Consider the following 13,894-nt stretch of genomic DNA (forward strand, 5'->3'; position numbering starts at 1 on the left):
CCCGAGACGAAAGTGAACGCCGCCCACCCCGACCCGATGCGTACCCTGACGGTATGAGAGGACTCCTCGGCGCCATCGCGATCGTGCTCGCCGAGTTCGCGCTGCTCGCCCTCCTGCCCGCCGGACCCCTCCCCGCCGGCATCCTCGCCATCCTCGCCGCCGCCGTCATCGTCGCCCTCTGGCAGGTCTACCGCCGCTCCCTCCGCGAACAGGAAGTCGCCGTCGAACGCGAACGCCTCCGCCTCGCCCGCGACATGCACGACCGCATCGGCCGCCGCCTCGGCCTCGCCGCCGTCCAAGTCGCCGCCCTCGAGGTCCGCGAAACCGACCCCGCCCGCCGCGCCGAGACCCGACAGGTCGGCGACACCGTCCGCGCCGCCGTCGACGACCTCCACGGCCTCGTCGCCCTCCTCCGCACCGGCGCCGACACCGCGACCGCCTTCGACCCCGCCGCCGCAGCGACCATCGCCGCCGCCTTCATGGAAGCCGGCGTCCCCGTCGAACTCCACCACCGGGGACAACCCGGCCCCCTCCCCGCCACCGCCGCCCGCGCCGCCTACGCCGTCCTCGAAGAAGGCCTTGCCAACGCCGCCAAACACGCCCCCGGCGCCCCCGTCACGGCCACCGTCACCTGGGAGACCGACGCCCTCCTCATCGCCGTCGAAAACCCCCTCACCGCACCGCCCCCCGACCTCCCCGGCGGCCACGGCCTCACCGGCCTCCGCGAACGCGTCGACGCCGCCGGCGGCCTCCTCGACCACCGCGCCGACGCCACCCGCTTCCGCCTCAACGCCATGCTGCCCCTCCCCGCCGCCCGCCCCCCGCTCACCCGCGCCGCCCGCGCCGCCGCCGTCGGCACCGTCGTCCTCCTCCTCGTGCTGCTCCCGCTCACCTCCATCGCCGGGGTGCGGGCCGGATGACGCGCGTCGTGATCGCCGACGACGAACCCCTCGTCGTCGAAGGCGTCCGCACCGTCCTCGAAGCGGCCGGCATCACCATCGCCGCGACCGCCTACAATGGACACGAAGCGCTGGCCGCGATCGAACAGGCCCGGCCCGAGGTGGCGCTGCTGGACCTGCACATGCCCGGCCTCGGCGGCCTCGCGGTGGCCGCGCGATTGGGGGAGGCGTCGCCGGGGACGCGGGCGCTGGTGCTCACTTCCTTCGGGGACCAGGAGAACGTGCTCGCCGCCGTGGAGCAGGGCGCGGCCGGGTTCGTGCTGAAGACTTGCGCGCCAGAGGAACTGGTCGCGGCCGTGAGAGCGGTGGCGGCGGGTGAGGCGTACCTGTCCCCGGTCGTGACCCGCATGGTCCTGGGCCTGGTCGCCCCGGAGTCGGCGCCGCGGCGGCGCGACGCGGTGGAACGCGTGGCCCGGCTGGCCGCCCGCGAGCGCGAAGTCCTGGAAGCGGTCGCGGAAGGGCTGTCGAACGCCGAGATCGCGCGCCGGGTCCACATGAGCGAAGCGTCGGTGAAGACCTATGTCAGCCGGGTCCTCGCAAAGCTCGACTGCACCAACCGAGTCCAGGCGGCGATGCTGGCCAGGGACGCTGGAAGCACAGGACGCTGACCCCACCGTGGCGGAAAAGTTATCCACAGGCCTAAAAGTTATCCACAGGCAGAAAACAGTCCTTGCCACCCAGCACCGGACCTGTGATCGTTAATAGCAAAAACGGCTGCTTCGCCGGTGGAGGTGGAAGTGCGGAGTGGCGAACCGGTCCCGGCAGGACTGGCGGCGAAGTGGGAACCCCGGGGGCCGCCCCCGAAGACCGCGCGGGAGTGCACTCCCGCGCGGCTCCTGCCAGAACACCTCGCGAGGTGAAAAGCGCGGGCGCGTCGGCGACCAGCCGACGCGCCCGCACCAAGAGGCCTTGCGGCGCTTACCAGCTGCTCGGCACGGGCGCGCCTTCGGTGTAGCCCGCGGCGGACTGGACGCCCACGGCCGCGCGCTCGTGGAACTCCTCGAGGTTCGTCGCGCCGGCGTAGGTCGCGGCGGACCGCACGCCCGCCACGATCGAGTCGAGCAGGTCTTCGACGCCGGGCCGCTTGTGGTCCAGGTACATGCGGCCGGTCGAGATGCCCTCTTCGAACAGGGCCTTGCGGGCCTGGTCGAAGGAGGAGTCGCTGGCGCTGCGGGCCTTCACGGCCCGGGCGGACGCCATGCCGAAGGACTCCTTGAAGGCCCGGCCGTCGGCGTCGTAGTGCATGTCGCCGGGCGACTCGTGGGTCCCGGCGAACCAGGAGCCGATCATGACGTTCGAAGCTCCCGCGGCGAGTGCGAGGGCGACGTCGCGCGGGTGGCGGACGCCGCCGTCGGCCCACACGTGCTTGCCGTGGCGGCGCGCGGTCGCGGAGCATTCGAGGACCGCGGAGAACTGCGGGCGCCCGACGCCGGTCATCATCCGGGTGGTGCACATGGCGCCCGGGCCGACGCCGACCTTGACGATGTCGGCCCCGGCGTTGATGAGGTCGGTCGTGCCTTCGGCGGTGACGACGTTGCCGGCGGCGATGGGCAGGTGCGGGGCGGCGTCGCGCACGAGCTTGAGCGCGTCGAGCATCTTCTCCTGGTGGCCGTGCGCGGTGTCGACGACGATGACGTCGGCGCCGGCTTCGACGAGCGCGGCGGCCTTGCCGGTGACGTCGCCGTTGATGCCGATGGCGACGGCGATGCGGAGCTTGCCGTTCGCGTCGGTGTTCGGCGTGTAGATGGTGTTGCGCAGCGCGCCGGCGCGGGTGAGCACGCCGTGGAGGCGGCCCTCGCCGTCGAGCACGGGCGCGAGCTTGACGTTCGCCTCCTCGAGGATCTTGAACGCCTCGGCGTCCGAGAGGCCCATGGGGAGGGTGACGAGCCGGTCGGAGGCGACCTGCTCGAGTTGCGTGAAGCGGTCGACGCCGCGGCAGTCGGCCTCGGTAACCACGCCGAGCGGGCGGCGCTCGGAGTCGGTGACGATGACCGCGCCGTGGGCGCGCTTGGGGAACAGGGCGATCGCCTCGGCCACCGTCGCGGTGGGCGGGAGGGTCAGGGCCGCGTCGCAGTCGAGCGGGCGGGACTTGACGCGGGCGATCACGTCGGCGACGACGTCGACGGGGATGTCCTGGGGGATGACCGCGAGCGCGCCGCGGCGCGCCAGGGTCTCGGCCATGCGCCGGCCCGAGACCGCGGTCATGTTGGCCGCGATGATCGGGATGGTGTTCCCGGTGCCGTCGGCGGTCGACAGGTCGACGTCGAGGCGCGACGCCACGTTCGACCGGTTCGGGACCATGAACACGTCCGCGTAAGTGAGGTCGTGGCCGGGTTGTCCGTCGATGAAGCGCATGGCTGTCCCCCTGTAGGGAGTGGTCGGGTGCCGGGCGGGGAATTCCGCCGCCGGGAACCCTAACCCTTTTCGGTCGTTGAGAGCAGTGCTTGTGGTGCTACGCACAGCACTGACTATTGTCCCTCCGCGAACGTCCCGTTGTAAGTCTGCGATCTGACAGATCGGTAAACCGGCTCCCCGCCTCATTCCGAGATCTGGCAGATGGGGGCCCCGGCGGCCACGACGTCGCCGATGCCCACTTCGAGCCCGGAGACGGTGCCGGACTTGTGGGCCTCGATGGGCTGCTCCATCTTCATGGCCTCGAGGACCACGATGGTGTCGCCCTTGACGACGGACTGGCCGTCGGTCACGGCGACCTTGACGATGGTGCCCTGCATCGGGGAGGGCAGCCCGTCGCCGCCGATCGCGGGTCCGGCGTCGGCCTGCTTCTTGGGGCCGCGCTTCTTCGGCTTGGCCGAGGCGACGGGGTTGAGCAGCCCGGCGGGGATCGACACTTCGAGGCGCTTGCCGCCGACCTCGACGACGAGGCTGGTGCGCTCCTCGTTCTCGCCGCCCGCGGCGGCGCCCGCCCCGTACGGCTCAAGCGTGTTGTCCCACTCGGTCTCGATCCAGCGGGTGTGGACGGTGAAGTCCTCGGCGAACGCCGGGTCCTCGATCACGGCCTTGTGGAACGGCAGCACGGTGGCGAGGCCTTCGACCTCCATCTCCGCGAGCGCCCGGCGGGAGCGGCGCAGGGCCTCTTCGCGGGTCGGGGCGGTGACGATGACCTTGGCGAGCAGGGAGTCGAAGTTCCCGTCGATGACGGTGCCCTCTTCGATGCCGGTGTCGACGCGGACGCCGGGGCCGGCCGGGAGGCGCAGCTTGGTGACGGTGCCGGGGGCGGGCAGGAAGCCGCGGCCGGGGTCTTCGCCGTTGATGCGGAACTCGATGGAGTGGCCGCGCGGCGCGGGGTCCTCGGTGAGCGGGACGGGTTCGCCGGAGGCGATGCGGAACTGCTCGCGCACGAGGTCGAGGCCGCTGGTCTCCTCGGAGACGGGGTGCTCGACCTGGAGGCGGGTGTTCACTTCGAGGAAGGAGATGGTGCCGTCGACGGCGACGAGGAACTCGACGGTGCCGGCGCCGTGGTAGTCCGCTTCCTTGCAGATGGCCTTGGCGGCGTTGTGGATGGTCGCCCGCTGCTCGTCGGTGAGGTACGGTGCGGGGGCCTCTTCGACGAGCTTCTGGTGGCGGCGCTGGAGGGAGCAGTCGCGGGTGCCGACGACGATGACGTTGCCGTGCGTGTCGGCGAGGACCTGGGCTTCGACGTGGCGGGGCCGGTCGAGGTAGCGCTCGACGAAGCATTCGCCGCGACCGAACGCGGCCTCGGCTTCGCGCACGGCGGATTCGAAGAGGTCGGGGATCTCGTCGCGTTCGCGGGCGACCTTGAGGCCGCGGCCGCCGCCGCCGAAGGCGGCTTTGATGGCGACGGGGAGCCCGTGCTCGTCGGCGAACGCGAGGATCTCGGCGGCGTCCTTGACGGGGTCCTTGGTGCCGGGCACGAGCGGCACGTTCGCCTTCATGGCGAGGTGGCGGGCGGTGACCTTGTCGCCGAGGTCGCGAATGGACTGCGGCGTGGGGCCGATCCAGGTGAGTCCGGCGTCCATGACGGCCTGCGCGAACTCGGCGTTCTCGGAGAGGAACCCGTACCCGGGGTGGACGGCGTCCGCTTCGGACCGTTCGGCGATCCGGATGAGCTTGTCGATCCGCAGGTACGTGTCGGCGGCGGTGAGGCCGTCGAGGGCGAAGGCCTCGTCGGCCAGAAGCGTGTGGGGGGCATCGCGATCGCCGTCCGCGTAGACGGCGACGGACTCGTACCCGGCGTCCCGGCAGGCCCGGATGACTCTCACTGCGATTTCGCCGCGGTTGGCGATCAAAACCTTGCGCACGTTCCGCAGTGTAATGGCCGCATATCCGAGAGCGGGGCGACGCCGTCATCAGAAGAGCGGACGAAACGATATAAACGGCACAAGTTTTGGAGGGTCTCCATAAGGAGGGTTGTGGATTTTTTCGGGTGATCTCCTAAACGGCCGTTCAGGTGTGGCGCAGTCCGGCCTGTCGCGGTCAGCCGTCGCGGGCCTCGGAGGAGCCGATTCCTTCGATCATGGCCTGGCGTTCGCGGGCGTGGTCGACGAACCGGTCGCCCTTGATGGCCTCCCGCCAGTAGGCGGCGTGCTCGGCGTCGAGGTCGGGGCCGAGCACGAGGTCGCCGGACTCGATGCGGCCCGCGGTCTCCTCGCACCACTCGGCGTCGGTGATCCACAGGTCGATCTGGCGCTTCATCATCGCGCGGGCGTGCGCGGGCACGAAGGACCCCTCGTCGCCGGGCACGAACTCGGGGGTGGTGGCCGCGAGCAGCGCGGTGACCTGCTCGACGCGGGAGAAGAGGACGTCGGCCCGCTGGCGCAGCAGCGCGATGTTCTCGGCCTGGGTGAGCACCTGCGCGAAGGACCACGCGGTGCTGAACGGGTCCTCGCCGGCCTCGACGTCCCACAGCTTCTCGCGCAGGGTCCGCTGGAACTCCGCCTCGCCCCGGGCGGTGATGGAGTACGTGGTCCGGGCCGGGCGCGCGTCGACCGACTCGGTGGACACGACCTCGATCATGCCGTCCGCGGTGAGCTTCTTGAGCGCGTGGTAGATCGAGCCCGCGCCGATCTCGGGCTTGCCGGGCATCCGCCACGTGTCCAGCTCCCGACGCACCAGGTAGCCGTGGACGGGACCGAGCCACCGGACGAGGCCGAGGACGAGAAGACGCGTACTCCACATGCCCGCAATATTATACCTTTGACTAATCTCACGGACTCGCTTATACCTGGTTGTGCCCTCCGCTACCCCATGGTTATAGTCAAACTTGAACAAGGAAATAGGACTACCGTTCAACTACCCGTGAGGAACCCATGCTCATCGAGACGAAGGGCCTGAAGAAGACCTTCAAGTCCCGCGGCAAGGAGGTCGAGGCCGTCCGCGGCGTCGACCTCGCCGTCAAGGAAGGCGAGGTGTTCGGCCTCCTCGGCCCCAACGGCGCCGGCAAGACCACCACGATGCGGATGCTCAGCACCCTCATCGAGCCCACCGACGGCGTGGCGCGCGTCTGCGGCCACGACCTCGCCAAGAACCAGGCCGCGGTCCGCCGCGACATCGGCTACGTCGGCCAGGAGGGCGGCACCTGGGGCGAGGTCACCGCCCGCGACGAGCTCGTCCTGCAGGGCCGCCTGTACGGCATGTCCAAGAAGCGGGCCGCCGCCCGCGCCGTCGAGGTCCTCGGTGCCTTCCAGCTCGAGGAGTACGCCGACCGCAACGTCAAGACGTACTCCGGCGGCCAGAAGCGCCGCCTCGACATCGCGCTCGGCATCATGCACGAGCCGAAGCTCCTCTTCCTCGACGAGCCGACCACGGGCCTCGACCCGCAGTCGCGCGCGCACATGTGGGACGAGGTCCGCGCCCTGCGCGAACGCGGCACCGCGATCTTCCTGACCACCCACTACCTCGACGAGGCCGACGCGCTGTGCGACCGGCTCGCCATCATCGACCACGGCGAGATCGTCGCCGAGGGCACGCCGCTCGACCTGAAGAAGGAGGTCGCCGGGGACGTCGTCGCCATCGGCGTCACCGACGGCGCCGCCGCCGCGGTCGAACTCCTGGGCGGCAAGGACTTCGTCCGCGAGATCGAAGCGGGCGCGCCCGACCCGGCCACCGGCGTCGCGCTCCTGCGCATGTACGTCGACGACGGCGCCGCCGCGCTCCCGGAGCTCCTGCGCTCCCTCGACGGCAAGGACATCGCCCCCGCGTCCATCGAGCTGCACCGGCCCAGCCTCGACGACGTCTTCCTGAAGCAGACCGGCCGCTCGCTGCGAGAGGAGCACTGACATGAAGGCATTCCGCGACACCTGGCTCGTCTACGCGAGGGCCATGACGCTCAATCTGAAGCAACCGGTGTGGCTGGTGGTCATGCTGATCCAGCCGCTGTACTTCCTGATCTTCTTCGCCCCGCTGCTCAACGGCCTCGACGGCGCGCCCGGTTTCGAAGCGGGCGCCATGGAGACGTTCGTGCCCGGCCTCATCATCATGATGGCCCTGTTCGGCTCCACGTTCGTCGGCTTCGGCCTCATCGCCGAGCTGCGCGCGGGCGTCATCGAGCGGATGCGGGTCACCCCGGTCAGCCGCGCCGCGCTCCTCATCGGACGCACCCTCGCCACGGTCACGACCACGCTCATCCAGGCGCTCCTCCTGGTCGTCCTGGCCGCGCCGATCGGCGGCCTGACGATCTACTGGCCGGGCGTGTTCCTCATGTTCGGGATCATCATCCTGACCTCGTTCATGCTCGGCGCGCTCTCGTACGGGGTCGCGATCGTCCTCAAGAGCGAGGACACGCTCGCGCCGGTCCTCAACACGTTCGTCCAGCCGATCATGCTGCTGTCGGGCATCATGCTGCCGATGGCGCTGGCCCCGGCCTGGCTGCAGAGCGTGGCCGACTTCAACCCGTTCTACTACGCGGTCGAGGCCGCCCGCTCCCTGTTCGAAGGGGACATGGGCGCCAACGCCATCTGGCAGGCCGCGGCCTACATCGGCGCGCTCGCGGTCCTGCTCGTGTGGTGGGCCACGCGCAAGTTCGCACGCGCGGTCGCCTAGACCGATCCGCTAGGGCCCCAAGGAAACCGGGAACCGAAACGCCGCCGCTGGCCAACAGGCCCGCGGCGGCGGTGTTCACGCTTTCGGGTGACACTTTTCCTTACGACGGTAAGAACGGGGGTTTCTTGTCGGACCCCCGCGAAACAATTGAGCAGGGGACGCCCCCCTGGGAGGGCGGGGGACTGCCCGGAGGCGGGTCAGAGGGTCTCGACACCCTCGACACCGCGCAGCGCGCCCCGCGTGTCCAGCACCGGCACCCCGGCCGGCAGCGCGCCCGCCTGGTATTCGGCGTGGTGCGTGAGCAGCACGATCAGGTCCGCCTTCGCCGTCGCCAGCTCCGTCACCCGCTCGACCGGCTCCGCGCCGACACTCCACGCCGGCACGTGCGGGTCGTGGTACGACAGCTCCGCGCCCGCCGCGAGCAGCTTGCGCGCCACCGGCGTCGACGGCGACTCGCGCTGGTCGGCGATGTCCGGCTTGTAGGTCACACCCAGCAGCAGCACCCGCGCGCGCGAGAGCGCGAGGCCGCTCGCGTTCAGCTTCGCCATCGCGCGCGTCACCACGTACTCGGGCATCCGATTATTGATCTCCTGCGCCAGCTCCACGAACCGGAACGGGTACCCGAGCGTGCGCACCTTGTACGACAGGTAGTTCGGGTCGATCGGGATGCAGTGCCCGCCGACGCCCGGCCCGGGGTAGAACGCCTGGTATCCGAACGGCTTGGTCTTCGCGAGGTTGATCGCGTCCCACAGGTCCACGCCGAGCTCCCGGCAGAACACCGCCATCTCGTTGACGAGCGCGATGTTCACGTGCCGGTACGTGTTCTCCAGCAGCTTCGCCATCTCCGCCTCGCGCGGCCCCTTCGCCTCCACGATCTGGTCGATGAACTGCCCGTACAGGGCCTTCGCGGCCGCGGTGCACGCCGGGGTGAGCCCGCCGACGACCTTGGGCGTGTTGACGATCCCGTACACCGGGTTGCCCGGGTCGACCCGTTCGGGTGAGAACGCCAGGTGGAAGTCGACGCCCGCCTCGAGCCCGGACTCCTCGCGCAGGATCGGGGCGACGACCTCTTCGGTCGTGCCCGGGTACGTCGTGGACTCCAGGACCACGAGGGCCCCGCGCTGCAGGTGCCGCCCGGCCGCGTGCGACGCGCCGATGACGGCGGCGAGGTCGGGCCCGCCCGCCTCGCCGAGCGGCGTCGGCACGCAGATCACGATCGCCTTCGCGCGCGACTGCACCGCGGCGTCGGTCGAGGCGGTGTACCCGCCCTCGATCATGGCGGCGAGTTCGGCGTCCGAGACGTCGTCGATGTGGCTGGACCCCGCGTTGAGCGCGTCGACCACCCGCTGGGAGCGGTCGAGGCCGACGACCGTGAGGCCCTTGGCGATCGCCGCCTGGGCGAGCGGCAGGCCGACATAGCCCTGGCCGACCACGACCAGGTCGATCGGGCGCGCTGCTTCGTCAACAGTTGCCACAGTGGAGTCCTTTGCGATTCAGAGGCGTCTCGGAGTCTTCCGGGCCACATTAGCAATGGCGAACACTCCGATCCTGACCAGGTGAGATGGGGGTCCTTGTAGATCACTCGTTCATTCCGAGGACACCTCGGGTCAAGCCTTTCGTTGCCTTGTCAGGTTGTTCACCTGGTGCTCGAAAAGAGTTCACCATTCATTGCGCGGCCGCGAGAACTCGAGAATGGTTCGCCAATGGCGGCGGAAATTCGCCGTTTACATGCGCCGATACACTTCCTGCGACGTGACACGCGCCCTATTCGCTGCCCAATCCGCGTGTGCGGCTGGGGCTACTATCGACCCATGCCCGCTCTGAGCATTGTCATCCCCGTATACGAGGCCGAGGATTACCTCCCCGGATGCCTCGACACCGTCATCGGCGACGGCGCCGGCGGGGACGCGCTCGAGATCGTCGTCGTCGACGACTGCTCGCCCGACGGCTCCCGCGCCGTCGCCGAGCGCTACGCCGCCCGCGACGGCCGCATCAAAGTCATCACCACGCCCGCCAACGCCGGCTCCGGCCCGGCCCGCAACTTCGGTCTGGCGCAGGCGAACGGCGACTACGTCTGGTTCGTCGACGCCGACGACGAGCTCAAACCCGGCGCCGTCGAGCGGGTCCTCGCCGCCGTCGCCGGCCCCCGCCCGCCGGACGTCGTCCTCGTCCAGCACGAGAAGCGCCGCGACACCGGCGCCATCGAGACCGGCGAACTCCCCGAACTCGCCGAGCACTGCCCGGCCGACCCGAGCGGGTTCACACTCGCCGAATGGCCCCGCATCGTCGACTACACCCACACGCCGTGGACCAAGGTCTCCCGCCGCGAGTTCCTCACCGCCACCGGCCTCGGCTTCCCCACCGGCTGGTACACCGACATCCCGTGGACGTACGCGCTGCTGCGCCGCGCCGAGCGGATCTCGGTCGTCACCGAATGCTGCTACCAGTGGCGCCAAAGGGCCGGGTCCTCCATCACCCGCACCCGCGACGACCGCCACTTCGACGTGTTCACGCAGTGGCAGCGCACCTGGGACGACTTCGAGGACGTCGACGACCCCGGCATCCGCGTCGCCCTGTTCAACCACATGGTCTGGCACCTCCTGCTCGTCATCGGCAACACCGAGCGGGTCGAGCCGAAGCAGCGGCGTGCGTTCTTCCGCCGCACCTCCGAGCTGTACCGCCGCTACCACCCGGGCCCGGAGGCCTGGCAGCCCGCGGCGGGCGTGACCGGCCTCAAGCAGCGGCTCCTCGCCGCCCGCGCCTACCTCGGATACGAGGCGTTCCGGCAGGTGTACCGGATCGCCAAGCGCGTCAACCGGTCCGGGCAGCCGGGCCGTCCGGCGCCCGCACCGGAGCCGACCGCGTCCGAAGTCGAGGCGTCCTCCGCGAACAGCTCGATGGGCGCCCCGAGCGGCGTCGGCGCTTCAGCGGCCCAGCAGGCGGCGGACGAGTCGCCGGGCCTTCCCGCGCAGCCCACGCTGCCCGCCCCGCGCGTGCCCTGACCCGCCGCCCTCGGCGAGCGCACCGTTGAACGCACTCCCGCTGCCGCCCTTGACAGGACGGTCGGCGGGCGCGGTGAGCTTCGCACTGCCCCACACCGCGTCGATGCCGACGCCCAACCGCGCCGCGCGCGCCGCCGCGGCGGTCCGCTCGAGGCTCGCCACGCCGTGCGGGGTCGCGACCTCGACGAGCCCGAGCCGGTGCCGGTTCGCGTAGGAGACGAGCGACGCCACCGCGTCCGGCCCCGGCCGCACCGCGGCAGGGAGACGGATCACATACGGCACCTTCGGGTCCGGCTCCCACCCCGCCGCGAACGCGACGCGCGTCTCGCCGCGGAACGATTCGATGAGGAGACGCGCCTCCAGCGCCGGGTCGTCCAGCGGCGAATGCCGGCCGCTGTGCGGCTCGGGCCAATCGCCGACGAGCGTCACCCGCACGTCCGGCACCGACCCCGACAGCAGCTCGTCCACCGTGGCCTCCAAGTCGAGCGACGGGTCCTCGCCCGCATCGACGACCACCTCCGCCAGCGGCGTCGCCCACCCACGCGCGGCCCTGGGCCGCTTCACATCCAGTTCAGGGACCCGGTTCGCGATGCGCGGCCGCCGGTACGCCTTCGCAAGCGCGCCGCGCTCGGCGATCTGCCGCGGCCCCAGATGCCACGCCGAAGACCGGTCGTCCGGCACGAACACCGCCCCGGCCTGATGCAGCCGGTACCCGAAGATCGTGTCCGAACCGAGCAGGACCTCAGCGTCCATCCCGCCCGCGGCGTCGAACAGGCTGCGGTGCACCGAGAACGACGCGCCCACGAACACCCGGAACGCCCGGTGGTCCGCCTGGCGCAGCCCCGCGGTCGCGTCGACGATCCGCTCGATCCACTGCGGCTCCGACGCCTCGGCATCGAACAGGTCCCCGGCCTTGCCCGCCCGGACCGCGTCGAACACCGCCGCCGGGTCCAGGTCCCCCGCCCGGTACGCGACGAACCGCTTGTGGCCCAGCACCGCCAGGTAGTCCGCGGCGTGGTGCCAGCGCAACTGCGACTCGACGTGGTCGGCGAAGACGAGCATGTCCGCGTCCAGCCGCAGCACCACGTCGCCGCCGCTCGCGGCGACGCCGGCGTTCGTGGCGTGCGCCGACGCCCACCCACCCGGCGGGGACGCGATGATCCGAGTCGACTCGGGCCGGATCTCGGGAAGCCGCAGCGGCGGATCGGAGCCGTCGTCGACGACGACCACGTCCAGCAGCGCCGCCGGATACGTCTGGGCGGCCAGGGACGCGAGCGTCACGTCGAGCTTGTCCTGCTGGCCGTGCGCCGGGACGACGACCGTGACCGAGAGGTGCGGCTCCCAGCCGTCGCCGGGCCGCACGAGTGGCCCGTAGTCGTTGCCGCGCAGCGCGGGCGAGGGCACGGCGTTCACCGGCGCAGGAGGGCGCGCAGGCGCGCGCGCTGGCGGGCGTCGAAGAAGCGGCGCAGGATCCGGCGGGCGGCGTCAGGCGGGCCGGGCTCGTACACCGTCGGCCCGGGTTCGCGGGCGGCGAGCCCGGTGTACCGGTCGGCGCCCCAGATGCCCGCGACCACCTGGTCGAGGCCGGTGCCACCGGTGATGTGCCGGGCGCGGGCGAACGCGGCGGTGCGTTCGAGCCGCGCGGGCGGCGCGTCGGGGAGATCGGCGAGGACGAGGCCGGCGTCGACGCGTTCCATCGCGGCGAGGAGCTTCCCGATGCTCTTGGCGTGCAGCGGGACCGGCCGGGGGAGGAGCAGCCGGTAGGGGACGGCCGGGTCGGCGGCGGGCGCCTCGGCCGCGATGCGCACGCGCGCCTCGACGTCGTAGGCCTCCTCGATGAGGCGCAGCTGCGCGCCGTCGCCGGCGAGGATCGAGGCGCGGTCCTGCGGGGCCGGGCCCTGCCCGGTGACGAGCGTGATCCGGGCGTCCTGCCCGGCGAGGACGGGCGCGACGCACGCGTCCACTTCGGCCGCGGTCGCGTCCGCGACGTCGATGACGACGTCCACCAGCGGGACCCGCCACGCGCGTGGCGGCGCGGTGAGGCGCATCCCGTGCAGGGGCACCCGCTGCGCGATGTACGGGACGCGCTGGTGGCGGCCCTCGTCCCACTTCTGCACCATCTGCGGCATGCCCAGATGCCATGCGGAGGACGCGGTCTCGGGGACGAACACGGCGCCGGCCTGCGCCAGCCGGTACGCGAACTCGGTGTCGGAACCGAGCCGCAGCGCGGTGTCGAGCCCCCCGACCGCTTTGAAGAAGTCGCGGTGCACGGAGTTGGTGGCGCCCACGAAGACCCGGAAGATCCCGGGATGGTGCTGGACGAGCCCGCCCGTGTCGGCGATGACGTTCTCGATCCAGTGCGGCACCGAGTCCTCGACCGCGAACAGCGCCTCCGCCTCGCCCGCGGCCACCTTCTCATGCACCTGCTCGGGCGTGAACCGCCCCGGCTCCCACTCGACGAACCGCTTGTGCCCCAGCACGGCCAGGTAGTCGGCGGCGTGGTGCCAGCGCATCTGCTGCTCGACGTGGTCGTGGTAGGCGACCATGTCGGCGTCGAGGCGCAGCAGCACCTGCCCGTCGGCATGGCCCGCACCGGTGTTGACGGCGTGCGCCGACCCCCAGGACTCGCCCGCGGTCGCGACGAGCCGCGTGTGCTCGGGCCGCAGTTCGGGCAGGCGCAAGGGGGGCGCGGAATTGTCGTCGACGACGACGACTTCCATGAGGCCGGCCGGATAGGACTGCGCGGCGAGCGCCGCCAATACCAGGTCCAGTTCGCCCTGTCCCCCATAGGCGGGAACGATGACGCTCACCGCGAGACTCGGCTTCCAATCACCCGGAACTGGCGGGTGCAGGGCCCTATAGTCGTTGCGGACGATGCGCGGGCGTTTCGGTGAGTCGCTCATTTCGCGCCCA

Annotated in this window: 11 protein-coding genes; 5 read left to right on the forward strand and 6 right to left on the reverse strand. The window is 71.3% G+C overall.

Going from position 1 to position 13,894, the window contains the following annotated elements; translation table 11 throughout:
* The first annotated feature begins 53 nt into the window (after window positions 1-53).
* The gene (locus J5V16_RS13805) at window positions 54-920 is read left to right on the forward strand and encodes a sensor histidine kinase (protein WP_208496912.1); all 867 of its coding nucleotides are present in this window, start codon (window positions 54-56) and stop codon (window positions 918-920) included.
* The gene (locus J5V16_RS13810) at window positions 917-1,567 is read left to right on the forward strand and encodes a response regulator (protein WP_208496914.1); all 651 of its coding nucleotides are present in this window, start codon (window positions 917-919) and stop codon (window positions 1,565-1,567) included. Before J5V16_RS13805 ends, J5V16_RS13810 begins: the two co-directional genes overlap by 4 nt.
* Window positions 1,568-1,877: 310 nt before the next feature.
* Here J5V16_RS13810 and J5V16_RS13815 read toward each other — a convergent pair whose 3' ends face one another.
* From J5V16_RS13815 to J5V16_RS13825, 3 genes are all read right to left on the reverse strand, one after another.
* On the reverse strand, window positions 1,878-3,314 hold the full coding sequence (locus J5V16_RS13815; protein ID WP_208496917.1) for a GuaB1 family IMP dehydrogenase-related protein: 1,437 nt from the start codon (window positions 3,312-3,314) through the stop codon (window positions 1,878-1,880).
* A 182-nt stretch (window positions 3,315-3,496) separates the two neighbouring features.
* Entirely contained in the window at window positions 3,497-5,239 is a 1,743-nt protein-coding gene (locus J5V16_RS13820) for an acetyl/propionyl/methylcrotonyl-CoA carboxylase subunit alpha (protein WP_208496919.1), read from the reverse strand.
* A 175-nt stretch (window positions 5,240-5,414) separates the two neighbouring features.
* A complete protein-coding gene (locus J5V16_RS13825) occupies window positions 5,415-6,116 on the reverse strand; it encodes a PadR family transcriptional regulator (protein WP_208496920.1) in 702 nt (233 codons plus the stop codon).
* Between the two features lie 131 nt (window positions 6,117-6,247).
* Between J5V16_RS13825 and J5V16_RS13830 the strand changes: the two genes are divergently transcribed.
* Entirely contained in the window at window positions 6,248-7,216 is a 969-nt protein-coding gene (locus J5V16_RS13830; RefSeq protein WP_208496922.1) for an ATP-binding cassette domain-containing protein, read from the forward strand.
* 1 nt (window position 7,217) lies between these two features.
* Window positions 7,218-7,979 carry an ABC transporter permease gene (locus J5V16_RS13835; RefSeq protein ID WP_208496924.1) on the forward strand — a complete coding sequence of 254 codons (762 nt, stop codon included), beginning with the start codon at window positions 7,218-7,220 and terminating at the stop codon, window positions 7,977-7,979.
* 197 nt (window positions 7,980-8,176) lie between these two features.
* On the opposite strand, the gene J5V16_RS13840 is transcribed toward J5V16_RS13835, so the two are convergent.
* Entirely contained in the window at window positions 8,177-9,454 is a 1,278-nt protein-coding gene (locus tag J5V16_RS13840; protein WP_208496927.1) for a nucleotide sugar dehydrogenase, read from the reverse strand.
* Window positions 9,455-9,790: 336 nt separating this feature from the next.
* Between J5V16_RS13840 and J5V16_RS13845 the strand changes: the two genes are divergently transcribed.
* Window positions 9,791-10,981 (forward strand): glycosyltransferase family 2 protein, encoded by a 1,191-nt coding sequence (locus J5V16_RS13845; RefSeq protein WP_208496928.1) that lies wholly within the window; start codon window positions 9,791-9,793, stop codon window positions 10,979-10,981.
* On the opposite strand, the gene J5V16_RS13850 is transcribed toward J5V16_RS13845, so the two are convergent.
* Window positions 10,904-12,394 carry a glycosyltransferase gene (locus J5V16_RS13850; RefSeq protein ID WP_208496930.1) on the reverse strand — a complete coding sequence of 497 codons (1,491 nt, stop codon included), beginning with the start codon at window positions 12,392-12,394 and terminating at the stop codon, window positions 10,904-10,906. The genes J5V16_RS13845 and J5V16_RS13850 overlap by 78 nt on opposite strands.
* Complete coding sequence (locus J5V16_RS13855; protein WP_208496932.1) at window positions 12,391-13,791, reverse strand: glycosyltransferase; 1,401 nt, start codon at window positions 13,789-13,791, stop codon at window positions 12,391-12,393. Before J5V16_RS13855 ends, J5V16_RS13850 begins: the two co-directional genes overlap by 4 nt.
* Window positions 13,792-13,894: the final 103 nt, after the last annotated feature.

This window comes from Glycomyces niveus (genome assembly GCF_017592475.1).
Lineage (GTDB): Bacteria > Actinomycetota > Actinomycetes > Mycobacteriales > Micromonosporaceae > Glycomyces > Glycomyces niveus.

Coding starts and splice junctions, on each gene's coding strand:
- J5V16_RS13815 (WP_208496917.1), bottom strand. CDS start 3,314: ATGCGCTTCATCGACGGACAACCCGGCCACGACCTCACTTACGCGGAC.
- J5V16_RS13845 (WP_208496928.1), top strand. CDS start 9,791: ATGCCCGCTCTGAGCATTGTCATCCCCGTATACGAGGCCGAGGATTAC.
- J5V16_RS13835 (WP_208496924.1), top strand. CDS start 7,218: ATGAAGGCATTCCGCGACACCTGGCTCGTCTACGCGAGGGCCATGACG.
- J5V16_RS13810 (WP_208496914.1), top strand. CDS start 917: ATGACGCGCGTCGTGATCGCCGACGACGAACCCCTCGTCGTCGAAGGC.
- J5V16_RS13805 (WP_208496912.1), top strand. CDS start 54: ATGAGAGGACTCCTCGGCGCCATCGCGATCGTGCTCGCCGAGTTCGCG.
- J5V16_RS13830 (WP_208496922.1), top strand. CDS start 6,248: ATGCTCATCGAGACGAAGGGCCTGAAGAAGACCTTCAAGTCCCGCGGC.
- J5V16_RS13825 (WP_208496920.1), bottom strand. CDS start 6,116: ATGTGGAGTACGCGTCTTCTCGTCCTCGGCCTCGTCCGGTGGCTCGGT.